The sequence below is a fragment of the Chlorogloeopsis sp. ULAP02 genome (genome assembly GCF_038404745.2).
Classification (GTDB): Bacteria; Cyanobacteriota; Cyanobacteriia; order Cyanobacteriales; family Nostocaceae; genus Chlorogloeopsis.
The window spans coordinates 1-25,104 of sequence record NZ_JAYKTT020000056.1 but is presented as its reverse complement, the minus strand read 5'-3'; the positions used below and the strand labels follow the sequence as shown (position 1 = coordinate 25,104).

Genomic DNA, 25,104 nt, shown 5'->3' with positions numbered 1-25,104 from the left:
TTTGGCTATATTCTTTTTCGACCTTTAGCCTCGGTCTTTATTTTCTTTACTCCCGCAGGCTTTGTGTCTTATAATTGCTTTCAAACTATAATCTTTTCATGGTTCGGCTTCCTTCGAGCGATGCTTTGCAGCGGACGCTTATCAGGCACTTAACTATACTAACTAACCTACTCTTCACTGTCAACTATTTTTAGAAAAATTTTTGGAGCGCCTAGAAAACTCCAACTAATCAAGGGTTTTGGGCTAAAGTAGTCCTGGAACTTAGAGAAGGAAACGACCAAGTTGTGAGAAATGTTGGAGTTTTGCCTCCTTGGCTGGTATTGGATCAACAATTACATAGTTGGTTAGTAGAGGATTTAGGTAGGGGCGATCGCACCACTCAATCTCTTCTATATGCAGATGTACAAGACGGACAAGCAAAGTGGATAGCAAAAGCGCCCGGAGTAATAGCTGGTTTACCTGTGGCGGCAAGAGTGTTTCAGATTATGAACGCAAAAGTTTGTTTTAAGGCTATTGTTCCTGAAGGAGAAGGATGTGAGCTAGGACAAACAATAGCGGAAATTAATGGCTCTCTGGATGCACTATTGATGGCGGAGAGAGTAGCACTTAACTTGGTTATGCGTTTGAGTGGCATTGCCACATTAACCCGAAAATATGTGGAACAAATTGCAGATTTACCTGCTAAATTGGTGGATACGCGCAAAACTACACCAGGACTAAGGTTATTAGAAAAGTACGCAACTCAGCTAGGAGGGGCAATCAATCACCGCATGGGTTTGGATGATGCAGTGATGATTAAAGATAATCACATTGCGGCTAGTGGAGGAATTAGGGAAGCGATCGCTCGGATTCGCAAGCAGATTCCTTATCCTCTATCAATAGAAGTGGAAACGGAAAGTTTAGATCAGGTAGAAGAAGCTTTGCAAAATGGGGCTGACATTATTATGTTGGATAATATGCCCCTCGATTCAATGCACAAGGCAATACAAATGATTCGTTTGGAAAGTAAGCGAGTGAAAATAGAGGCTTCCGGCAATATTACTTTAGATACGATTCGCGCAGTAGCAGAAACTGGAGTGGACTATATTTCTAGCAGTGCACCCATTACACAGTCAAAATGGTTAGATTTGAGTATGAAAATTAATTGAATTACTGTAAGCTTCACAATATCTAAAATTCAACTAGATAATATTTCAGAACTTTGCAATAGCTGATGCTGACATTTACCCAGCGTAAACCACCAAATTCAGATGCAGTAGTAACATTAACATTGGCTTTGACAGCAGAAGAGCGTACCCGCAGTCGTCATCGCTTTAAGACAGAAGATGGACAAACTGTATGTTTGCGTTTACCCAGAGGTATGGTGCTGCAAAATGGGGATATTCTTCAAGATGAAACGACTAATAGTATGATTAGAATTATTGCCAAGCCAGAACCAGTCTTTACTGTAACTGCTCAAACAGCACTATTATTACTACGGGCGGCATATCATCTAGGAAATCGTCATGTCCCAATAGAAATTACAGCTGATTATTTACGGTTATCTCCTGACCTAGTACTACGCACAATGTTGGAAAAACTAGGACTAAAAGTTCACGAAGAGGTTTTACCCTTTCAACCAGAAAGGGGTGCTTATGGACACAATCACACTCACTAGTAGTAATTTTCTGTACATTTTGCAATTGGCAAGTCCAGCATTGCCTGTGGGAGCATACAGTTATTCCGAAGGCTTGGAAACTTTGATTGAGAATAGCACGATCGCCACTAAAGAAAATTTAAAGCACTGGCTAGTAATGGAATTGTGTTATGGGACAATTCGCTTAGAAGCAGCTGTGATGGTACGAGCATATCAGTCAATAAAGGAGAACGATTTAAAGACTTTATCTGATTGGAATTTTTGGTTATCAGCAGCTAGAGAAACAGAGGAATTGCGCGCTTCCAGTGTTGGCATGGGGCGATCGCTAATGCGGCTGCTTGTAGATTTGCAACCACAGCTAGCAACAATTGCTAATGCTATTGGTAATTACTGCAATTATGCGATCGCTTTTGGTGTTGCAAGTGCTTATTGGCAAATAAATATAGAAGCAGCAGTACTGGGATATCTGCATAATTGGGCGAGTAATTTAATTACTACTGGAGTGAAACTCATTCCTCTTGGTCAAACCGCAGGGCAGCAATTATTACTGGAGTTACAATCATTACTGGGTGCCACTACAGTAGAAGTTCTCGATTTAGAGGATGATGAGCTTAGTTGTTGCAGTTGGGGTCTGTCGATAGCAAGCATGAAGCATGAAACATTGTATACAAGATTATTTAGAAGCTAGGGCTAGAGGGGGATAGTGGGACAAAAGGACACGGAGACAAGGGGACAAGGAGACAAGGAGAAGAAGAGACACGGGGACAAAGGGATAAGAGAGCAGAGGAGAAAAATCAACAACTAACCACTAACTACTAACAAAATTATGAGTGCCTTTCGAGTCGGAATAGCCGGTCCTGTAGGTTCGGGGAAAACTGCTTTAGTAGATGCTTTATGTAAGGCAATGCGTGAGCAATATAAAATAGCAGTAGTGACAAATGATATTTATACACAAGAAGATGCACAGTTCTTAGTGCGTTCTCAAGCACTGCCAAGCGATCGCATAGTAGGAGTCGAGACTGGCGGTTGTCCTCACACTGCAATCCGTGAAGATGCCTCGATGAACATAGCAGCTATCGAACAGCTAGAGGCAGGTTTTCCAGATTTAAATTTAGTTTTTCTAGAAAGTGGTGGTGACAATTTAGCTGCTACTTTTAGTCCAGAACTGGTTGATTTAACTATTTATGTGATCGATGTAGCAGCTGGTGATAAAATTCCCCGTAAAGGTGGCCCAGGAATTACAAAATCTGATTTACTAGTAATAAATAAAACTGATTTGGCTCCCTATGTTGGTGCATCGCTAAGTGTAATAGAACGAGATGCCAAGAAGATGCGTGGTAGTAAGCCCTTTCTGTTTACAAATTTAAAAAATCAGGAAGGGCTTGCAGATGTAATTCAATTTATATTGACAAATCTCTGCTAATTTTTTACGCTTCAATCTGTACCAGACCAACTCCAAATTGGGTTTCCTGTGCTGATACTTTTTTTCGTAATAGAAGGAGTAAAACCATTAGCATCTTTATTAGCAGTCATATCCAGAATTAAATAGACTTTGCCACCATTAAATCTGACGCGCAAATAAGAATGAGACTTGTATATTTCATCACCGTATTTGATAATCCCACCACTAGCTACACATTTTTGAAAGGTAGGTTTTAAATTTGCTACCCAAGTAACACTGAAGTGGTCAAAGGATAAGATTGTAAAGGCTTCTGCCAAAGAACTCAATTTTCCATGACCGTTGATTGTGTATCCACCTTCATAATAAGGTGCACGATTCTCTGTGACAATTACCTTCTGAGGACAGTTTACATTTGGTGTATCTACAGATTTGAAAACACCTAATTCTACCTGATCTGCTTGAACTGGAATTATAGGACAAACAGTACAAACTAAAGTTCCCAAAATAAGAATAAAATTTTTAGACATTATTCAAACTAAATCTAATAAGAGCATATATAACACAGTTTTCTAGTGAATTAAACAAGTAGTAAATCTAAATAATTAAAAAAATATTTTGAATCAGAGTTTAAGGATATTTGGATAATAATTAAATTCTAATTAGCAGATTTTTTTATTCTTTAATGAAATGAGAGATTATTATAAATGTCAATTTTAACTTTTATAACTTATAAATAAAATTAAAATTATTATTCTATGCAATGATTAGTTTCAAGTCAATAGAATGATACACTGTTAAATGGATTTGCAAAAAAGCTCTTACAGCTAAGAATAACTTCTTGAATTCAATAATAAGAACATTAAAATTTTTAGCTATTACAAGCAGACTGTCATTTCTACAAGTAAATATTCAAAAACAATTTAAGTAATATTACTAAGGATATCAAATAAAGATGGTTCAGTATACTCTCAAAGCGACAAAACAAACAGTACATCTGGGTGGTTTCTCACACTTACTTGAACCAGCATTAGTAGTTGACTCTGGTGATACGGTCGAGGTAGAGACTTACACTGGTTACTACATCTACGACAAAGCACCTCCAGAGTTTCTCACATCTGAATTCTTAGATATCTGCCAAAATCTACCATCAGAACGTAAAGTAGCAGAGGGGCCGCATCTGTTGACAGGACCAATTTATGTACGGGGAGCAGAACCGGGAGATGTTTTGGAAGTAAAATTAAAAGCAATTAAACCAAGCTTACCCGTCGGTTTCAATGCTATTCGTACTGGTTGGGGAGCCTTACCCCACCAATTTAACCAAGCAGCTTTGAGGTTTATTTATCTTGACTTAGAAAACAGTATTGCTGAGTTTCCCAAAAATAGTGGTATCAAAATTCCTCTCAAACCATTTTTCGGCATGCTTGGGGTAGCTACTCTAGAGACACAACGTTCTTCTATTCCTCCTGGTTATTATGGTGGCAACATTGACAACCGTGAATTACAAGCAGGTTCGAGAGTATTCTTGCCTGTTTTTGTTACTGGTGCTTTATTTTCGATAGGCGATGGTCATTCAGCACAGGGAGATGGCGAAGTCAACGTGACCGCTATTGAAACTTCTATGAACGGTACTATTCAACTTAAGCTTCGTAAGGATTTGCAGTTGACAACGCCCATAGCTGAAACTTCTACTGACATAATCACAATGGGTTTCGGTCAAACTCTGGATGAAGCTTTTGAATTAGCTTTAACAAATATGATTGATTTTTTGGTAAAGTTTGCCCGACTATCACCAGAAGATGCTTATGTGTTGTGTAGCCTAGCAGCAAATTTTCGTATTACTCAAGTTGTTAACAGTCCGCAAAAAGGTGTGCATGGAATGTTATCCAAGTCAATTTTCCCTAAAGATTTGCTGCTATTGTAAAGTGAATCGTTATGGATTAGTGATTTTGCTGGCTATTAGTCAACGATTCACAATTATAGAGATTTTTCTGAGGAGGAACTAAAGTGCATAGTTTTCTAGCTTCAAAGAAGTAGCGAGCCAGATGAAAGTAGCTGATATGGGCAAATCTACCACTAAATACTATCTACAAATTACTAACTACTGACAAATGACTCATTGGTTACTTCTAATTTTGAGTGGGTTACTTTCTGGTATTCTTGCCGGATTTCTTGGAATAGGTGGCGGTACAATCTTAGTACCTTTACAAATAGTACTAGGGTATACACCTGTACAAGCAGTTGCGACGAGTAGTTTGGCGATCGCAATTACAGCTATTTCTGGGACTATACAAAATTGGCGAATGGGTTATATTAATGTCCGGCGAGTTATTTTATTAGGTTTACCTGCCCTACTGACAGCACAATTAGGTGTCTATTTAGCAAATGTTTTTCCTCCAAAAATAATATTAATTGCTTTTGGTTTATTGCTTTTATTAAATATTTATTTGGTTGAATTACGTAAACGGTTAATTAGAAAAAATGTGCAAAATCAGCAACAAAAATTAAATCCTATTATAGCTAGAATACTTACTGGTGGAGTCGCTGGTATCTTAGCAGGTTTATTTGGTGTTGGTGGTGGCGTAATTATGGTACCACTACAAATTTTATTACTAGCTGAACCAATTAAAGTAGCAATTCAAACTAGTTTAGGTGTAATTGTAATTACTGCTATTTCTGCAACGATAGGACACGCTGTTAGTCAGAATATTTTATTTTTAGAAGGGTTAATTCTAGGATTGGGAGGGCTGGTGGGAGCGCAAATCAGTACTCGCTTTTTGCCTAAATTGTCAGACCAACTTATTAGCTTTGCATTTCGGTTTTTGCTAGCTGTTTTATCAGTTTATATGTTCTGGCAAGCTTGGCAGACATAGCTTATTTTATGTCAGTTCAGTTAAACTTTGCTCTACAATAATTTATTGGTTGTAAACTAGACCAAAATGCTACTACGACTATCCACACTTAAGATAAATAAAGAATACTGATGCTATTATGCTAATGATTCCCGACGCTTTGCATGAGTTGATATAATTTTGTGATCGCCTTCAAAACTTTAAAGGCAAGTTTTATAGTTTTCTAATAATTAGATCTATTCTGCAGTAAAAAATAAAGATAAAGTATTGGATTAGTAATATATTTATATATCTACTTGGTAAAAAAACACGGCTCTACAGAAACGACTTTCTTTCAATATTTTTTCACCCTTTATTATTTATGATAAAAAATAATCAAAGGGTTAGTTAGCATTGTAGAAAGAGTTTGTATTGCCGCGAATTTAAGTCGCTAAAGTGTAAGACAAGATGTGAGCTATCAGTTTTATCTTATTCTTTATTCTTTTAAGAGTATTTAAAATCTAACTGTTTATAATTAAAATTTTCCAAAAGTCAATGTCAAAAATACTGAAAGCAAATAATTGACAAAAATAATTAAATATTACATAAAGATAATTGGATTCATAAAAAATAGTAAAGTTAATAACATATTCTCAACTAACTATTTAAGATAAAGCCCTATTATAAAACTGACTTTAATATTATTAGTTTAATTGTAGATGTGCTAGTACGATTTGAGTAGTATTCTACAGTGTAGTCTACTTATGAATAGACGCTGATTTGAAAACAGAAAATACTAAATCTGCGATGAGCTTATGAGTAGCAGTAGTAGGATGGATTGGATCCCAGAATAAAAATTTATTTGGATTACATGATGCTAGCCTAGTGGAATGACCTATGTTTACTACTGATACGTCTTTAGTAATGCAAGAATCAGTCACATTAGTAAATCCAAATTCTTCTGGATTGGTAAAGGCTCTATTAAATAAGGAATTAACATCAACAGTAATAATGTTAATTTCAGGGCTTAAATCTTGTTTCAAAGATTGAATGTTTGCCATTAGAATAGAATTGTGTGCCTTGGTAAAATTACTAAATAAGCTAGAAATCTCTTGATAATGGCCTGTAAATGGAAACTTTCCTAAATCCGGCAAATTAACTAAAATTATCTCTTTCGCACCGACATCAGTGAGTAATTTAACTACCGTTGATAAATTTTTCGCAGTCTGGGCAGGATTGGGAGTACCACCGAGAAAGTAATCTAAATAATCATTCAGACCAGCCCATAAAATATAGAGAGAGTTTTGGTAAGTAGAAGGATTTGCTGCTCGAAACCGATTAATCTGTTGTTGTAATCCTGGTAAACCAGGTACCAGTAGGTTCTTGAAACTAGTTGTCGCACCACCAAAGGCAAAGTTAGTATTTGGATTGAAACCTAACCTTAAATTAGAGGTGAGATATTCTACCCAAACTGAACCATTGGAAAAGCGACCATTAAAATAAGTTGGGCTTGGAGGAATAATACCACCTGTGGTATTAAATATATTACCTACATCAGTTAAGCTGTCACCAAAAATATAAATTTTGTCGTACTGATATTGCGATTGATGTTTTTGATAAGGTATTAAATTACCTTCTGAGACTTTAGGTGATAACGTAGCATACAATAGTAAAAATAGTGCTGTCGTTAAAATATATTTTCTATATTTTTTCACTAAATATCTCCGAAATATAAAAGTTTTGTTGTAAAAAATGCTAAATAGCTGTGCTATTTATAATTTGCGTTGGCGCAGAAGAATACAAAAACCAGTATTAGCTGCATATATACGGAATAACAGATAACACATCCAAGATTTAAAATCTAGAACCTATGCAACCTCCATATTTTCAAGCAATTACACAGCGTCCAGTTCTGAAATTACCCAATCAAGCCAGAGTTGCTGTATGGGTAGTAATGAATGTAGAGCATTTTAGCTTCGGCAAGTTAGGGACGGCAATTCAACCGCATTTAAATAGTTACCCAGAAATAGCTAACTATGGTTGGCGAGATTACGGTAACCGCGTTGGTATTTGGCGGTTATTTGACTTGTTTGCTGAATTGGAATTTCCTGTAACTGCTGCTGTTAACGGCGAAATTTGCCAACTGTATCCCGAAATTATTAAAGCTATACAGAAATGTGGTTGGGAAGTGATGGGTCACGGTCTTAATAATTCTACTGGTCATAGTGGTATGGAACGGGAAGCAGAAACTCAGATCATTGAGAAAACTGTAAGTTTGCTTGAAAAAGCCACTGGTAAAAGACCTAAAGGATGGTTAACACCAGGATTTTCAATTACAGAATCAACTTTTGAATTATTACAGTCAGTAGGAATAGTTTATGTTGCTGACTGGGTAAATGATGACCAACCTTATTGGTATCCATTATCTAATGATCGCTTACTGGCAATTCCTTATACGATAGAAGCAAATGATATTACCTTGTGTTTGAGTAATCGCTTTTCTGGTTCAGAGTTTGCAGAAGCAATCAAAGATCAATTCGATCAATTGTGGGAGGACGGAGAAAAACAAGGACGAATAATGGCAATTGGCTTACATCCATTTATTGTTGGACAGCCGCTAAGATTAAAGTACCTAAAGCAATGTTTAATGCATATTAAAAATAAATCAAATTCTTGGTTAACGACAGGTGAAGGGATTTATAAATGGTTCAACAGCTATGGTGATTAATAACTATGATTAAAATATACTTGCATTAATTAATTTAATTTTCATCTATTATATAAAATCTGTATATGTCTAATTCATCTAGCGAAATTTTAAAAATTCCCGTAATTGATGCCAATTCAGAAAATATTAAACCCTTTGGACATCTTCTGGGCAATAATGTCAGTAAACCAGGATTAGAAATTCCTTATTATCAAGGTAGAGTAATTGAAGGCGAAAATCTTGATTTTATATATCGTGGCACAGCAACTTTTAGAACCGCAAAAATTATGCCGGGTTATCCAGCTATTATTTGGCTAGAACGCCATATGTATATGACCCAATTATTTATCGGTTTGGGAGAAGCACCATTCATTATGGTAATGGCACCACCTAATCACGAACAGGGTGAAAATTTACCAGACTTAAATCAAGTGAAAGCTCTAAGATTTCCTGCTGGACATGCATTATTACTACATCTTGGTACTTGGCATGACTTTCCTATTGCCTGCGATCAACCAATTGTGATCTTGACAGCAAATTCTGATGAGGTTGTAATTGCTTTAAGTCAAATGAAACAACCTGGAGAAATGAATCAAGGTGATGTTTATAAAGTTTCTCTGCCAATGCGACTAGGTTATGAAATTCAGCTAGATGTAATTAATTAGTGAGTGATTGTATTAACAGTATATTGCTTTAAAAACCTGAAATTTGTGGTGAAGATTTAAGCGAGATGCAGATTGTTCATTTGACCTTCAAGTAACATTCAAATAAGCGTTTATTATAATTGCTGTAATAATATAGTTTTTAAATTCGTGGCTCAGTCAGACTGGGATTAAGTAAAATAAGCAATATAACTTTTTGCCTTGTGGATTAAGATAAACACTCATAAGAATTAATTCTCATTAACTTCTGATCTGCTCATCAGTTTTCAAGCTATGATTGACCCTAGTTTGACAATATAACCTAATATATAAACTCGTAGTGTTGGATTTAATTTTATCTTGTTCACATTGAATAAAAAGCAAGCACACAGTTGTTATGTGGTTGCAAACAAATTGTATGAGAGTCGATTTCTGATCACAAAAATTTTAATACATGGCTTTACAGAATTGGAAACGTAAGCGTGGTGTTGTACTTACCACTAGAGGATTACAAAAACTTCAAGAGGCAAAGCGTCAGTCAGAAGCAAACGAAAATTACGGAAATAGCTACACACTTGAAGAAATGAGCGATTTATCTGGATTGTATCCTAGTACAATCTCAAAAGTACTAAATCGCGAAGGAGGGGTAGACAAAAAAACTATTGAAAAACTGTTTTCTATTTTTAAGTTGAAAATAGATAAAAGTGACTATTTAAGCTCAAATACCCACATAGATTGGGGAGAGGCTTCGAGTATCTCAATCTTTTATGGGCGCACAGAAGAACTTGCTGTATTAGAACAATGGATTTTGGATGATCGCTGCCAATTGGTAGCATTATTAGGAATGGGTGGTATCGGTAAAACTACTTTATCTATAAAACTTACTCAGCAAATTCAGGAAGACTTTGAGTATGTTATTTGGCGATCGCTAAGAGAAGCTCCACCCATTAAAACTATTTTGGCTAGTCTGCTCCAAGTTTTATCTGATGAGCAGGAAACAGAAAGCAATTTATCTGAAAGCTTGAGCGATCGCGTATCAAGATTACTTGATTACTTAAAAAGCCAAAGGTGTCTTTTAATACTTGACAATGTTGAAGCTATTCTCCGTAGTGGTGGGCGAGCTGGACAATACCGGGAAGGATACGAGGGATATGGTGAGCTATTGCGACGAGTAGGAGAAGCAACTCATCAAAGCTGCCTGGTGCTGACAAGTCGAGAACAACCTCAAGAAGTAGCATTATTGAAAGGACAAGCATTATCGGTTCGCTCTTTACAATTAAGTGGGTTAAATGTAATCGAAGGGCTAGAAATCTTTAAAATTAAGGGATTAACTGTAGCAAAGGAGGAATGTGAGGCGATTGTTAAACGCTATGCAGGCAATCCTTTAGCTTTAAAAATAGTTTCTACAACAATAGAAGATGTATTTGATGGTAACGTAAGTGAATTTTTGCGGCAAGAAACTGCTGTTTTTGGAGATATTCACGATATCTTAGAGCAGCAGTTCAATCGTTTGTCAGGTTTAGAAAAAGAAATAATGTATTGGTTGGCAATTAATCGTGAACCTGTTTCGCTCTCAGAATTACGAGAAGACATTGTTTCACCAGTACCATCAGCCAAGTTGCTAGAAGCTTTAGAATCTTTAGGAAGGCGATCGCTAGTTGAGAAAAGCGCAGCAACATTTACTCTACAACCTGTGGTTATGGAATTCGTAACTCAGGTATTAATAGAGCGAGTCTGTGAAGAAATTGCTACGGAGGATAATGAGCTTTTTAGAAGCCACGCTTTGATCAAGGCAACAGCAAAAGACTACGTCAGGGAAGCTCAAATTCGCCTTATTCTTCAACCAGTTGTGAATGGATTGCTCTCTGTTTTTAGAAATAAAAAGGGAATAGAAAAGCACTTAACTACAATTTTAGTAAAACAGCGAGAGGAATCACCGCAAGAACCTGGGTATATAGCTGGAAATATTCTTAATCTGCTTAGGCATATAGGAACAGATTTAACTGGCTATGATTTTTCTTATTTAACTGTTTGGCAAGCAGACTTACGAAAGGTAAATTTACATCACGTAAACTTCCAAAACGCCGATTTAGCAAAGTCAGTTTTCTCTGAAACCTTTGGTGGGGTGATGTCTGTTGCCTTTAGTCCTGACGGGGAACTCCTTGCTGCGGGAGATAGCAATGGTGAAATTCACTTGTGGCGAGTTGCTAATGGTCAAAAACTTCTCATCTTACGAGGACACGCTAACTGGGTTGTCTCCGTTGCTTTTAGTTCTGACAACAAGACTCTTGCTAGCGGAAGTAGCGACTGCACGATAAGGCTGTGGGATATCAGTACTGGTGGGTGCCAACAAATTTGGCAGGAACATGGTGGTGAAGTTTGGTCAGTTGTCTTTAGTCCCGATGGCGAGATGATTGCTAGTGGTAGTGATGACTACACCTTAAGGCTATGGCAAGTTAGCACGGGCGAATGCTTGAAAATTTTTCGGGGGCATACAAGCTGGGTAACCTCTGTTGCTTTTAGTTTGGACGGGCAGACACTAATTAGCGGCAGTGACGACCACACGATAAAATTCTGGAATGTCAGCACGGAAGAATGCCTTAGAACATTGGAGGGACATAGCGATGGAGTCCGGTCAATTGCCCTCAGTCCTGACGGTAAGATGCTAACCAGTGGCAGTGAAGATCACACAGTAAAGTTATGGAATATTTATACAGGTGAATGCCTTAAAACATTTGAAGGTCATACAAATCGAGTATTTTCTGTTGCCTTCAGTCCACAAGGAAATGTTCTCGTTAGTGGCAGTCATGACAACACAGTAAGGTTGTGGGATATTACCACAGGTCAAGCGATGAAAACTATGCAAGGACATTCTAGTTGGATATTTTCTGTCGCCTTTAGTCTGAAAGGAGATTATCTTGCTAGCGGTAGCCATGATCAGACAGTAAAACTATGGAGTGCTATCACTGGTGACTGTTTCAGAACTTTCCAAGGATATGCCAATCAATTTCTTTCAGTTGCATTTAGTTCGATCCCCCCAACCCCCCTTAATAAAGGGGGCGAGGGGGGGATCTTGGCAAGTGGCAGCCACGACCACACAGTAAGGTTGTGGGATGTTAGCACAGGTGTGGTTTTAAAGACTATTCAAGGACATTCTAACTGGGTTTACTCAGTTGCTTTTAATCCGAAAGGTAATTTGTTGATTAGCGGTAGTGGCGACAGAACTATAAAATTGTGGGATATCAGCACAGGTCAGCTTTTGAAAACTCTCCAAGGACATCGCGCCGCAGTTTGTTCGGTTGCCTTTAGTCCCGATGGCCAGATCCTGGTAAGTGGAAGTGAAGATAACACGATTAGATTGTGGGATGTCAGTACTTACCAAGTCTCAAAAGTTTTCCAAGGGCATAGAGCTGCGGTTTGGTCGGTTACTTTTAGTCCTGATGGTCAAATGTTAGCGAGTGCTGCTTGGGATCAAAAAATTAAATTATGGGATGTCAATACTGGTGAGTGTCTCAAAACTTTAGAGGGACATACGAGTTGGGTTTGGTCGGTTGCTTTTAGTCCCAACGGCAAGATGCTAGCAAGCACTAGCCCAGACGGAACGCTAAGGTTATGGAGTGTTCGCACGGGTGAATGCGAAAGAGTTTTACAACCACCTACAGGTTGGTTACTCTCTGTTGCTTTTAGTCCAGATGGTCAGACACTAGCTAGTAGTAGTCAAGATGGCATAATTAGTTTGTGGGATGTTAACACTTTTGCATACCAAAAAACCTTGTCAGGACACAAAAGTGGAATGATCTGGTCAGTCGCTTTTTTTTCAGATGGTCAAACTCTGGCTAGCGGTAGCGAAGACGAGACCATTAGGCTTTGGAATATTGAAACTGGCAAGTGTTTAAAAACCTTGAAAGCAGAAAAGCCCTATGAAAGTTTGAATATCATAGGGGCTATTGGGATAACAGAAGCAACGAAGACTACCTTAAAAGTTTTAGGTGCAGTTGACTAAACTGCTGCTACTTGTTGCTTTGTTAAAGTAATGATTTGCTTTCTATGTTACGTAATCTAGATAGCTCACTGAAATTCATCAGAAAGCGCTTGGCGAAAGCAGTCCCTGCTCAGATTCAATCACCTAAAATGCCCTAGTATTGGCCAATAACATAACTTCTTGCTCAGATTCATCACCTGAAATACCTTGCCACTCTTTATCGAGATCGATTTCCTCCAAGACTACATCGTTGTTTTTGTCGAGGCGGTTATTAGAATCCCGATTCAAAGTCTGCTGCTCACCTGTTGGAACAACATCTTGCTTCTTCGACAGCTGCTCCATCGCTGCTGTCGTTGTGGACGTAACAATTGCGCACAAACTCAGAACAGTTAAAAGATTTAAAGACTGCTTTTGGTTTGCTGTGTTTTTGCTTTTAGGTTCCATGAGATCCTCCTAAAATTTGCTTCTTAAAACTGAATTAAAAACTTTTGTAAAATAGATGTATGTTTTGCTTACCTTACAACTGATCGCTCAAACAGCTAGCAATCGGAATTACTACTGTTAGTATTCCTTCAAAGCTAACGGTCTCAATATCCCCTGAAGTTCTTCCTCTGATGGATAGCCGTTTTGGGACGAACTAAAGTCCAACAGCGCAGTTTCATAACAAGCAATAGCAACGTTAGTACGCTCCTCTGGAGACAATCCTGCTACTAGTTCGACAGTTTCCTGTACGTGTTCCACATCGCTGCCAACATTGCTATGTACGCGCAGACAACGGGTAGCATTAGTACCAGGTGGCAGAAGCGCTTCTAGCGCTTGAATATGTTTTTCACTAACACCAAGCGCAAGGCGTTCCATTGTATAGGCATAACCTACGCAACCAATTGGATCGATCGCTTGCACGGTGCGGGTGAAGTAATCTACTAAAGCTTTCGCCGATGGAGGAACTAGAGCTTCCACCACTGCCTCAGCATTGTATCCTAATGATTGAATATCAAGTAGAGCTAGGCGATCGTGACCACGTTCTTCAATGGCTTTATGTGCTGCCCACTGAGCCAAAACTTCACGTCCAGCAGCAGCAAAGCGCTCTCGCGCTTCTTCCATCAGTCGTGACGTGAACTGGGTAAGATGGTATTGACGTGCCAAACTCCAGATCCAAAATGTAGGATTTAAAGCACGGGGCTGGTAAGAGGAAGATACCGCACGTTTTGCGAGCACTATTGAAGTGTCAAGGAGTTTCTGAGTTGTAGCTACACTACCTGCACCACTCATTGGTTGAGTGAAGATATTACTACTATCTGTAGAACTGGGTCGGTACACCCAAACCCTTTCAGATGTCGCCACTACTACTGTGTCAGGCGCAACGCGCGCCCATTCAATATCAGGGCATTCAGTTTTCATAGCAGGTAAAGGTAGATGTACGACACAATACTTTCACTAATGTTAAGAGCCATGCTTTGAATGGATTTTAACATCATACTTTGATGGTAATAACATCATAGTATTAAACTGGAATTTTTTAACCAAGACTTACCAAAAAGATTTTATAGTCTTTAGTCTGACTTAAAGTACAAAAATTCGGATTAAAACACATATCATAATATTTCATCTCAATTATGTTTATATCAAGGCAATAGCTATCGATGATTTTTAAGTCACTTTAATTTACGGTTCATCAGATAATATTTAACACTTTCAAAGATAACAGTCAACAGAGTAATTACCCAAAATCATCTAATTAATTTCTTCGAGTTTTTCAGTATAATTACTGGATACAATGTCAGTTTAACATTGGATCAAAATATATATTTTTAAAGCTTAAGCAAGGGAAAATCGTAAAGTTAAGGGTGAACTTTAGAGCAATTTATCAAAATTTATTTAAGTAATTAATGGATCGCTATTGTAAGCCTGTAGTTTGATAAGAAAACAAATAACTATACCACCTAATATATAAAATCAACTTATTTTAAATATATTTAAAGTCCTGTTAATTTACTTGGTAAGGCGCAGATTATAACTTAAATATATGGGTATACGAGATAAGCACAGCAGTATTTGGAGCAAAATTGATCTAGTTAATTGCAGAGCAGCGATCGCTTGATATGCTTGGCAAAAAAATAACTACCTAAAAAGCTTAACTTAAATCTTAAATTCTCGATTTTCACTGGTAAAAACTTTTCCAAGTTGGCAAGATTAGCAAACTTGATCAAAACAGATGAAGCAATGAACAAGGCCGCTACTCATAAGTCTCCCAGTGCTACAACTCCCTATCAATTGACTTTCAAGGAAATCTCTCTAGACTTGACGCAAGATGAAGCGAATCATCTTGAAAAGTATTGCAAGCAAACAGGAAAAGCTGCAACGGATGTAATTCAAGAACTTATTCAAAGTTTGCCTGTCACCTAACTTTTCATAACTCACTGCAAGAGTTAGGCTGAGAAATCTTTTACCTCAGTTACAACAAGCATATAGTCAATTGATTGACAAGTGGTGAAAAAACCTGAATAAATCTCAAAATTCTTCACAAAACAATAACCAACAATCTATGATTTCTATAAGATATTATGATAAAAAAAGTAAAGTCTTTAGTAACATTTTTTACTAAAGACTTTACAAATGATATTCAAAGTGATTTTGATGTTACTCTACTCTCGTCACAGGCAACCCTCGAATCAGTTCCCGAATCACATCTGTTGCTGGTCTACCCGTCTGTCCACAATACTTTTCTAGCTTTTTGGCTTCATCTAATGCCAAGTTTATGGTGATTCGCTTGATCGCCCATTTTTTGCTCATGCTGAAATTTTGATGATGTTCCACAGATTTATTGAAGTAAAAAGACTCTGTTAAATCAAAAGTTGTTTGTGAAGAAATTTTAAAGATTTAGGTAAAGAAGTTGACTTGAACCTAAAAATCTTTTGTTGTTACACAACTTTACTTTTGGTGCTTCAACTCATAGTTTTGTATCCTTGTAGCTCTCCTGATACTGGTTTAACAATCTTGACAGAACACTCTCATTTTGAAGTTTCTAGCTAGCCTGGTCAAGACTTAAAATAATATTTTCTTAATTTTAAAGTTAGTGAATTTAGTTTGAGAGCAAAAAACTTGGGAGAGTTTTAATCTATTGGGCGATCGCCATCTAGCTTGTTACACTCCACAGCTTGCTTTTTCATAAAAGACTATTGTGATATCAGGATCAAGGACTAGCACGTCCTATAACTATACTCTGAAATCTAGGGACACAAGGCAATTGTTATCATTCAAAGACTAGATTTTGACATCTGCGTTGAGGCTGTTTAGTTTTCTAGAAACAAAGCTAAGGAAAAAGAGCAGCGCGTGGTGGAGCCATTGCGGTGGCGAGGCAGTGCGTCCTTGCGGGTTAAGCGCGTTGTAGCGACTGGCGTCAAGTGGTATCACCTGGCGTTGTGTTACAGCTATAAAGTATTACTTGACATAAAAATTTAAAATTAGATTTTGTAAAAATTGAATTTATTGGTTTTATAGCTTTTATGTTTTAAAAATGTTTTTGTTATAATTCATCCAAAGAACAACTTTTGTGCGTATAGTCTTAATTATATTTAGGTAAATCAATGGATTTGCCCAATATTGAGAATTATTTAAGTGTTCATAATATTCAAAATGTCACTAGCTGGGATGAAGGCTGGGCTTGGTTAGCTGGTGGAACGTGGCTATTTTCTGAATTACAACCAAATCTCAAAGTATTGGTAGATATACAACCTTTAGGATGGTCAGAAATAGAAGTTTTACCTTTTCTCGATATCAATGAATTAAATTCTTTCGAGGCTCCCACACAGGGAAAGATGGTATTATCTATTGGTGCTACGTGTCCGTTAAGTAAATTATTACAGTACGCATGGCCGCCGGAATGGCGAGCAGTAGAAGGGTTAAAAAGTGCTGTGTCTGCACTTTCCGCTTCTATGAAAGTTATTAATATGGCAACAATAGGGGGTAATATTTGTCTGGCGCTATCGGTAGGAACATTTGCACCTTTAATGGTGGTATTAGACGCAAAGTATGAAATTTGGAATTTAAAGGGAGAAACGCGTCGAGTATCGGCAAAGGAGTTTCAAGTTGGTTATCGTCAGACAATTTTGCAACCACAAGAAGTATTGAGGCGAGTTTTAATTCCTGTTGAAAATTTAAAATGGCAAGTGAATTATCAGCGTATTGGTATTACAGCAAGCGATCCAGCATTAGCAATTGTAGTGAGTGCTTGCAATCCAGATAATTTACAACTAAGATGCGCGATCGCTGCCAGTATAACTGCACCGATTCTGTTAGATTTGCATGATGAGCAACAGATACAGGATTTTGGGTTTCTACAAAGAATAAATTTTATCGATGATGTTAAGGCAAGTGCTATCTATCGCCGTGAGATAACACAAGTTTTAATTAAGCGATCGCTGCAACAATTAAAAATATAAAATCCGACATGGAAGAATCATTAAATTTTCAGGTTAATCACCAAACTTTTACAGCAACTTGCAATCTAGGAAGTAGTTTATTGACTTTACTAAGACAAGTTGGTTGGCTTGGTGTTCATCGTGTTTGTGATTCCGGAGATTGTGGTGGATGTACAGTTTGGGTAAATGATCTACCAGTGCATAGCTGCATTTACCCTGCAATGCGGATTGCTAACCAAATAGTGACAACAATAGAAGGGTTATCAGTCGATGACGAACTAACGCCGATGCAGCAAGCATTCCTACAAGCACAAGGATTTCAATGCGGTTTTTGCACTCCAGGTATGATTATGAGTGCGACAAAGTTATCCTATTCATCAGAACAGGAATTACGTTTAGCTTTAAAAGGCAATCTCTGTCGTTGTACTGGATACCAAGCCATTATTGAAAGCATTTTACTTTCTTCTGGTTCTTTAGACGTGACAGAGCAAGATGCATACAACCAGCAAAGAATTGTCGGACAAAACATTCCCAAGCAAGATGGTACAGCAATTGTCACTGGCAAAGCATCCTACACCGCAGATTTTGTACCACCTGGTTTACTACATCTAAAAGTACTGCGATCGCCTCACCCCCATGCTCGCATCCGCAAAATTCATACTGAAATAGCGAAAGCACTACCTGGCGTTGTTGCCATTTTTACCCATGAAGATGTTCCCAGAATAGCTTACACCACCGCTGGTCACGCCGAACCAGTTCCTGATCCCCTCGACCACTATTTATTAGATTGCAAAGTGCGATTTGTGGGCGATCGCGTTGCGGCTGTAGTTGCCCAGTCAATAGCTATTGCTGAACAAGCTTGTCAATTAATTGAAGTCGATTACGAAATTTTACCTCACGTTCTTGATCCGATCGCAGCCATGAATGATGACGTTACCATCATTCATGATGAATCAGAATCGTCACAAATCCCAGATAGAAATCGCAATATAGCAGGGCAAATTTTTCTTGAATCTGGTGATATTGAAAAAGGTTTCGCACAAGCAGATTTAATTTTAGAAAATACTTATCATCTGCCAGCAGTACAACACGTTCATCTCGAACCTCATGTGACTATAAGTTGGTTAGAAGCAGATGGAACATTAGTTGTTCGTTCTAGTACCCAAGTCCCATTTCACTGCCAACGTCTGCTTTGCCAAATTTTTGATTTACCACAAGAAAAAGTTCGTGTTTATAAAACTCAATTAGGTGGTGGCTTTGGCAACAAACAAGAAATTTTATCAGAGGATATTTGTGCTTTTGCTACCCTTTATACAGGCAAACCAGTGCAATGGGAATTCACTAGAGATGAAGAATTTACTGCTACAAATAGTCGTCATGCAATGACAATCAAAATTAAAAGCGGAGTGAAACGAGATGGTACATTTGTAGCACAAGAAATAGAAGTAATTGGTAACACAGGTGCTTACGGTAATCATGGTCAAACTGTGGTATTTTTATCGGGTTATATTCCACTAGGTTTGTACCGTTGTTCAAATAAAAGATTTAAAGGATTCGCCGTTTATACAAATACAATGCCAGCAGGAGCTTTTCGTGGCTATGGTGCTACTCAAGGTACTTTTGCAATAGAAAGTCAAATTAATGAAATTGCTAAGAAACTCAGTATTGATCCAATTGAAATTAGATTAAAAAATATTATTTGTCCTGGAGAGATTATTAATTTAGGACAGCCATCAGCAGACCATTTTAATTTGATTGGGAGCTATGCTGTTCGAGAATGTTTTGAAAAAGTTATACAGTCATTAGGCTATATTCCCGGAACACCGCCACTAGTAGAAGGCTCTCGCTATCGTGGAGTAGGGTTTGCAGTTTCGATGCAAGGTAGCGGTTTATGTAAAATCCATGTTGCTAGTGCTAAATTATCATTTTTACGTAATGGAAAATATGAGTTAAGAACAGGTTCAGTGGATGTTGGTACTGGTTCAGATACAACACTACGGCAAATAGCTGCTGAAGTTTTAGGTGTAGAAGTTACGGATATTAATATTATTTCTGGTGATACTAAAGAAACTCCTTTTGATGCAGGTTCTTATGCATCTGCTACTTTATATATTTCTGGACAAGCTGTAAAGTTGGCAGCGGAAAAATTAATAGATAATTTCAGAAATGAACCGTCAGGATGCCAGCATAAAATAAATGAAGAGGATTTACTATCTGTTGAAGTCTCTTATGCAGCAGATGCAGCAACTTTAACTTTTGCTGTGCAAGGAGTAGAAGTAGAGGTTGATATAGAGACGGGAAAAATTGAAGTTTTGCGATGCGTGCAAGCTATTGACATTGGTAAAGCTATTAATCCCAGAATTTGTTATGGGCAAGCCACAGGTGGAATTGCAATGGGAATTGGCTATGCGTTAACGGAAGAGTTATTATTTGATGAGCAAGGAAGAATTACGAATCCAAATTTGCGAAACTATCGCATTCCCACAGCTGCTGATATGCCACCAATGGAAGTTTTTCTAGTAGAACAAGCCGATCCTTATGGGCCTTTTGGTGCTAAAGGTGTGGGTGAAATAACTACTAATTGTACAGCACCTGCGATCGCCAATGCTGTCGTCCATGCTATAGGTGCTAGATTATACCAACTTCCTATGACACCAGAACGAGTATGGAGACAATTGCATAAATAGCGATTGTATTAAAACTCAAATTTAATCTATAAACTAGTAAGTTACGAACTATAGTCTGAACGGATTTTTTTTATCTTAGAAGCGGTAGCTAGTAGTGTATGCTACACGACTCCAAATACTAATATTTGACGTTAATAGTACATATATACTATAATAGTAATTGTTCAGGTAATCTGTAAGGTAGGTAAACCTTATATAAAACAATCACTACACAATTAATGTATTTTATATACAATTTTTAGCGGTTGTTGGCATAACTGTTAATGAATATATATTTGTGTATTTAACCTCAATATTTTAGGCTTTTCAAACAGTGTTATAAAATCTCAAAGTGCTTTGAGATATGAAATTGGAGTAGACAAAAATATGCATAATCAAGCAACAAACATTACAACAGACCGTAATTTTTCTTTAATAGAACTCATCAAAATTTTTGAAGAACATCACAATAGCATTATTATTAATCTCAAACAATTACAGGAACAATATCAACGTAAAAGCGTCAAGCGTGTTCATGGTTATAGAGATGAAAATGGCAAAACTATTACGCCGTGGCTCAGGACGGAAGATATAGATAATTGCAAGTATGTTGGTATGGGTTCCTTTGAATTCAACCGCAATACTGCTACTATCAATATGCTCATTACTCATAAAGTTAGACTTGTTAAAGTAGAGGATAAAACACCAATAATTGAGGTTGCAGGTTTACTAGTAAACGAACTCACCAGCTTTAGAAACTACACTATTGTGAGTGACGGTAAAGTGAATATAAAGTCACTACAAGTTAAAATTAGTAGTAGAAAAACATTTAATTTTCTTAAAGAAAAAGGGGTACTGGATTCAGAAGAATATGATTTTCACCGTGAATACACAATTCAGTTAGATAACTTACCTCTTTTACCTTTTAATGAGTATTACGGCAATATTGATGGTTTATTTGAGCAACTTGCAGAGATAAAAGTAATGTCTAGTATTCTTTCTGCATGTTTAAAAGAAGAATCAGATATTTTCGTTCCAGAACAGTTATCAGAGTTAAAAAAGCATGAACTTTCAAGAAATACTTATATCAATTTTCCAACAACTAATGATTACACCGATTTACAAGAAGCTCTTGCAAAAGGTAAAATACATACACGCTTAAGCTATAAAATTGATATCGGTAATAAAGAAATTCTCAATCTGAATAAACTGTATCCTGCCAATAAATTCCTTGATAGAATGTATCGAGTTTATGATCAAGGCAGTAAAAAAATTTTCCAAAAACCTAACTTAAAATTGGCTTTTCATGAAAATGTTGCTTTCAGGCAGAGGCTATTATCATCCCGTACGATAATTACTAAGGTGGATGAATTTATGAAACCAATTTTTGACGATTTTCTCAGACTTGAGAATAACGGTATTGTTGCCAATATTCTTACGAAAGCTAGAGGCGATCGCCTGGTGCAGATATTACAAGAGCGCCGTGATGGTAAGAGTGTCAGCAAAGAGAATTTGGTTGCTGCAATGTTTGCAGCAAATACCACACTCAAAGAGTTTGCAGATAAAATCTACCGTGAGCGAGTTTGTCCTTTGGTGTTCTATATTGGTTGTACCGGAGTTTTACCAAATGGGATGGATGCACAAGCCATGACTGCTGAGGAATTAGCTATTGAATACCCGCATTTGCAATTCTCTAAAAGTGAGCAACAAGGTAGGTTTTTTACAGTTGGTAACAGTATCATTAGTGTGTACAACAAAACCGAATATTATACTCCAGGAACAAAAAGTGTGAATTGTTCCCACTCTACAAATTGAACTTGCTCCCTATTCATGAGAATTGGGTGAAGTACATTACCACCTTCACACCAAGTAACGCAAGTTGCTACAACGCGCTTAACCCCTGCACTAGCTCCTCTGAATGAAGGGGAGTGTTTTTGTTATTTGGGCATTATTGAGAATCCTCAGTAGTTATTAACATACTGTTCCCTAATTCCAAATGGCTATTAGTTTGGTTATTTTGACGGTGTGTAAGATTTTCTCGGTTTTTGCGGTATAGCTCTGGATGCAGTACTATCTGCTCAAATAAAAAGCCACAGAATTGCGCGTTGCTGTAAGCCAAAAGGACTAAATATTTAATTTTTGAACCTCAGTGGCACGGATTTTACTAATACTTTGAAGCAAGTATTCAGAAATATTGGGAGTAAGTATTTTTTTGAACAGCAATTTAATAATTAACTTTTGAGTTTCTATTTGGAGTAGAATTTTGGGATTTAGTTGGATTGCTTTACGCAATTTTTGACTCGCTTTGTTAACTCCTTCCCTACCTGGAATTCTTGTTAGGCAAAGTTTGCTTGAGTAACGATAAACATGAGCAAAACTAGGTTGCTTAAGCTCTTGTAATTCTATTGGGGCGTTCTGGAAAGCTCTCTCCAAAACTTTGAATTGACAATCTTCCATTAATTCAACTTGAGATGACATTGAACTTGAAGATTGACGATAGAAAACTTGTGGTTTAGGAACGACAACAAATGACCATTTTGCAGCTAAACGTAGCCAATAATCCCAATCCTCGGCTCTTAATAATGATGTTTCAAACTCTCCTACAGACTCAATTGCTTGTCTACGAATTAGAGGATTTGATCCACTGGCAATAAAATTCCATTTTAATAAATCAGCAAAGACATTTCCTTGAAATAATATTGGTTTATCTGTACTGCAATACTCATTTTTTTCATCCATGAAATAACTCCAGCTATAAGCAACTCCTGCTTCTGGGCTTTTCTGCAAAGCTTCTAACTGAAGTTCTAATTTATCAATTGTCCATAAGTCATCAGCATCAAGAAAAGCAATAAAGTCTCCTGTTGCATGAGAAATCCCACGGTTACGAGCCACTGATAAACCTGCATTTTTATAGGAGAAAACTTTGAGACGACTATCTTGTATCTCGTTCAGTAGCTTGAGAGTTTTATCTTTTGAACCATCATTGATCACAATTAACTCAAAGTCAGAAAAAGTTTGTTTCTGAACAGAGCTAATGGTATCGACTATTGTTTTCTCAGCGTTATAAGCGGGAATGATTACAGATATGGTAGGCATATGAATGACACAAGTTTTAAGAGTGTATAGAACAGATTAACTACGAATGGGAATAATAGCTCGCAAAATAAATTTAGGCACGATCATGAGTAGTACGAGTCGGGTACAATCTAGCATAGTCAGCAACTGTGTATTCATCTGTCTGATGGAATAAGTAAAGCGTGAAAATTAGCCAATTCATGTTTTGTGCACTCTGCAACCAGTTGGTTAAAGGGTAGTATTAAAAGTAATCGCACAAAAATCTGCTGTAGATTTAGTAAATAAATCAAATTATGCAGAAGCCTAAAGTTTTCCTGAACCATTAGTATTTATGGCGTCTGTTAGAATGCTGACTGCTCTGATTTAGCGATAATATCCCGGTTAACTTTTACATAGCCCAGCTCGATATGTAAAAAATGTTCTTTTAACTGCTGATGAGCTTCTGGCAATTTGTGGAAAGGAATAGATGGGTATAAATGGTGTTCCGCATGAAATGACATATTCCACATTAAAAATTGCACCGGCCAAAGCGTTAATGTGGTACGCGTATTTGTAAGTAGATTGGCATCAAGAGTGCAACCTGTGTGTTCCGCCAGTAGAATAAAACGTAGGATCGGCTGCCCTACAACCAGCGGTAGCAGCCAATAGAGTACAAACCAAGGCTGATTAACTATAAGTGAAACAGCGATCGCAACTAGATAAACAGCTAATTGCCAGAGAGTCGAGCAAATAACTTCTTTTTGTGCTGTTTCTGGTATGAATGGACAATCATCAAATTGTCCCAACGCAGCACGAAAATGTCCGCGTATCTTTCCGAGCCACCAAGGTAAACCGCTGATTATTAACAAGTATTTACCTAAGTTGCTTGGCTTCATATCAGTTAGTTCTGGATCTTTGCCGGGAACGCGAGTGTAAAGGTGGTGCCATTTGTGGTAGTAACGGTAGAACGTACTGTTATAAAACGAGAGAACACCTGCACACCAAGCAACAGTGTCATTCAAACGATTGTTAGCAAAAAGAGTTCTGTGAATGCCTTCGTGCATAGGTGCAAACATAGAAGCAAAACTAAAACCGTAGACTACCAGTGTCGGTATTGCTAGCACCCAATTGCCAATGTTAGTCGCCCAAAGGTAGCCACTACATCCCACAATTATTAAATGTCCAGCCAGTTGCACCAACCCTTGATGATTAGAGCGATCGCTCAGAATCCTTAATTCTTTTACACTCAGAATCTGACGCTCATTTCGCTGCTTATTGGCTTTGTTATCTATTAATTCAGGTTGAGTAATTGCATCACCAGACATAATAGAAAACTCTACTCACATACTAGATGGGCAAATAGACGTAAAATATAACAAATTTTTACTAAAGGACGTTGTAGTTTAGCATTTAGTTGCGGATAACACAAATGGTACTAATAGATCTCTGAACAAAAGCGCCGAACATAGTTTGCTACAACCTCAGTATTTTTAGCTATTTGCAGCAATTCTCGCTGATCTTGCTTGGCTAATTCTTCGTGTAGTATTTTATCAACATATTTTCATCTAACGTTTTACTCTTACCGTCCCATACCACCCACTCTCCGTTAACATAACGTGTTTAATATGATCAGGACTTACGCACGAGTTATGGAAGAATCAACCGCAAAGAGCGCAGAGTACACAGAGAAAAGAGGGTTTTACAGGAATTTTGCGTAAGTCCTAATGATGATGAGTGGCTTGTTTCATGCCTGGTGGTGAAAGTTGT

At 37.5% G+C, this 25,104-nt stretch carries 20 protein-coding genes; 13 read left to right on the top strand and 7 right to left on the bottom strand.

Features of this window, described 5'->3' with window-relative positions; genetic code table 11:
* Positions 1 to 284: 284 nt before the first annotated feature.
* The 4 genes from nadC (at position 285) to ureG (ending at position 3,059) form a co-directional block, all read left to right on the top strand.
* Complete coding sequence (gene nadC, locus U2718_RS19770; protein ID WP_342002010.1) at positions 285 to 1,148, top strand: carboxylating nicotinate-nucleotide diphosphorylase; 864 nt, start codon at positions 285 to 287, stop codon at positions 1,146 to 1,148.
* A 65-nt stretch (positions 1,149 to 1,213) separates the two neighbouring features.
* Positions 1,214 to 1,657 carry an urease accessory protein UreE gene (ureE, locus tag U2718_RS19765; RefSeq protein ID WP_342002012.1) on the top strand — a complete coding sequence of 148 codons (444 nt, stop codon included), beginning with the start codon at positions 1,214 to 1,216 and terminating at the stop codon, positions 1,655 to 1,657.
* A complete protein-coding gene (locus U2718_RS19760; RefSeq protein ID WP_342002014.1) occupies positions 1,635 to 2,324 on the top strand; it encodes an urease accessory protein UreF in 690 nt (229 codons plus the stop codon). The genes ureE and U2718_RS19760 overlap by 23 nt, the downstream gene beginning before the upstream one ends.
* Positions 2,325 to 2,462: 138 nt before the next feature.
* Positions 2,463 to 3,059 (top strand): urease accessory protein UreG, encoded by a 597-nt coding sequence (gene ureG / locus U2718_RS19755; RefSeq protein ID WP_342002016.1) that lies wholly within the window; start codon positions 2,463 to 2,465, stop codon positions 3,057 to 3,059.
* Between the two features lie 11 nt (positions 3,060 to 3,070).
* On the opposite strand, the gene U2718_RS19750 is transcribed toward ureG, so the two are convergent.
* Positions 3,071 to 3,565 carry a hypothetical protein gene (locus U2718_RS19750; protein ID WP_342002018.1) on the bottom strand — a complete coding sequence of 165 codons (495 nt, stop codon included), beginning with the start codon at positions 3,563 to 3,565 and terminating at the stop codon, positions 3,071 to 3,073.
* A 425-nt stretch (positions 3,566 to 3,990) separates the two neighbouring features.
* On the opposite strand from U2718_RS19750, the gene U2718_RS19745 reads away from it, so the two are divergent.
* Together U2718_RS19745 and U2718_RS19740 are read left to right on the top strand one after the other, a co-directional pair.
* Positions 3,991 to 4,959 carry an acetamidase/formamidase family protein gene (locus U2718_RS19745; RefSeq protein ID WP_342002019.1) on the top strand — a complete coding sequence of 323 codons (969 nt, stop codon included), beginning with the start codon at positions 3,991 to 3,993 and terminating at the stop codon, positions 4,957 to 4,959.
* A 187-nt stretch (positions 4,960 to 5,146) separates the two neighbouring features.
* Positions 5,147 to 5,908 (top strand): sulfite exporter TauE/SafE family protein, encoded by a 762-nt coding sequence (locus U2718_RS19740; RefSeq protein ID WP_342002021.1) that lies wholly within the window; start codon positions 5,147 to 5,149, stop codon positions 5,906 to 5,908.
* Positions 5,909 to 6,624: 716 nt separating this feature from the next.
* On the opposite strand, the gene U2718_RS19735 is transcribed toward U2718_RS19740, so the two are convergent.
* Entirely contained in the window at positions 6,625 to 7,581 is a 957-nt protein-coding gene (locus U2718_RS19735) for an SGNH/GDSL hydrolase family protein (protein WP_342002023.1), read from the bottom strand.
* Between the two features lie 155 nt (positions 7,582 to 7,736).
* Between U2718_RS19735 and U2718_RS19730 the strand changes: the two genes are divergently transcribed.
* From U2718_RS19730 to U2718_RS19720, 3 genes are all read left to right on the top strand, one after another.
* Positions 7,737 to 8,594, top strand: coding sequence for a polysaccharide deacetylase family protein (locus U2718_RS19730; RefSeq protein ID WP_342002025.1), 858 nt, complete (start codon positions 7,737 to 7,739; stop codon positions 8,592 to 8,594).
* 65 nt (positions 8,595 to 8,659) lie between these two features.
* Entirely contained in the window at positions 8,660 to 9,238 is a 579-nt protein-coding gene (locus tag U2718_RS19725) for an ureidoglycolate lyase (RefSeq protein ID WP_342002027.1), read from the top strand.
* Between the two features lie 430 nt (positions 9,239 to 9,668).
* Entirely contained in the window at positions 9,669 to 13,217 is a 3,549-nt protein-coding gene (locus U2718_RS19720) for an NB-ARC domain-containing protein (RefSeq protein WP_342002029.1), read from the top strand.
* 123 nt (positions 13,218 to 13,340) lie between these two features.
* On the opposite strand, the gene U2718_RS19715 is transcribed toward U2718_RS19720, so the two are convergent.
* Positions 13,341 to 13,640, bottom strand: a complete 300-nt coding sequence (locus U2718_RS19715; RefSeq protein ID WP_342002031.1) for a hypothetical protein — start codon at positions 13,638 to 13,640, stop codon at positions 13,341 to 13,343.
* A 117-nt stretch (positions 13,641 to 13,757) separates the two neighbouring features.
* Entirely contained in the window at positions 13,758 to 14,597 is an 840-nt protein-coding gene (locus U2718_RS19710; protein WP_342002033.1) for a hypothetical protein, read from the bottom strand.
* An 822-nt stretch (positions 14,598 to 15,419) separates the two neighbouring features.
* On the opposite strand from U2718_RS19710, the gene U2718_RS19705 reads away from it, so the two are divergent.
* Positions 15,420 to 15,602, top strand: coding sequence for a CopG family transcriptional regulator (locus tag U2718_RS19705; protein WP_342002035.1), 183 nt, complete (start codon positions 15,420 to 15,422; stop codon positions 15,600 to 15,602).
* A gap of 234 nt (positions 15,603 to 15,836) precedes the next feature.
* On the opposite strand, the gene U2718_RS19700 is transcribed toward U2718_RS19705, so the two are convergent.
* A complete protein-coding gene (locus U2718_RS19700; RefSeq protein ID WP_289793360.1) occupies positions 15,837 to 15,989 on the bottom strand; it encodes a CopG family transcriptional regulator in 153 nt (50 codons plus the stop codon).
* Between the two features lie 794 nt (positions 15,990 to 16,783).
* Here U2718_RS19700 and U2718_RS19695 point away from each other — a divergent pair.
* The 3 genes from U2718_RS19695 to U2718_RS19685 all read left to right on the top strand — a co-directional run bounded on the left by U2718_RS19695 (position 16,784) and on the right by U2718_RS19685 (position 22,098).
* Positions 16,784 to 17,638 (top strand): FAD binding domain-containing protein, encoded by an 855-nt coding sequence (locus U2718_RS19695; RefSeq protein ID WP_342002039.1) that lies wholly within the window; start codon positions 16,784 to 16,786, stop codon positions 17,636 to 17,638.
* Between the two features lie 8 nt (positions 17,639 to 17,646).
* Positions 17,647 to 20,304, top strand: coding sequence for a molybdopterin-dependent oxidoreductase (locus U2718_RS19690; protein WP_342002040.1), 2,658 nt, complete (start codon positions 17,647 to 17,649; stop codon positions 20,302 to 20,304).
* 366 nt (positions 20,305 to 20,670) lie between these two features.
* Positions 20,671 to 22,098: a hypothetical protein gene (locus tag U2718_RS19685; protein WP_342002043.1), complete on the top strand. Its 1,428-nt coding sequence runs from the start codon at positions 20,671 to 20,673 to the stop codon at positions 22,096 to 22,098.
* A 309-nt stretch (positions 22,099 to 22,407) separates the two neighbouring features.
* On the opposite strand, the gene U2718_RS19680 is transcribed toward U2718_RS19685, so the two are convergent.
* Together U2718_RS19680 and U2718_RS19675 are read right to left on the bottom strand one after the other, a co-directional pair.
* Positions 22,408 to 23,379 carry a glycosyltransferase family 2 protein gene (locus U2718_RS19680; RefSeq protein ID WP_342002045.1) on the bottom strand — a complete coding sequence of 324 codons (972 nt, stop codon included), beginning with the start codon at positions 23,377 to 23,379 and terminating at the stop codon, positions 22,408 to 22,410.
* 320 nt (positions 23,380 to 23,699) lie between these two features.
* Positions 23,700 to 24,662, bottom strand: coding sequence for a fatty acid desaturase (locus U2718_RS19675; protein WP_342002046.1), 963 nt, complete (start codon positions 24,660 to 24,662; stop codon positions 23,700 to 23,702).
* Positions 24,663 to 25,104: the final 442 nt, after the last annotated feature.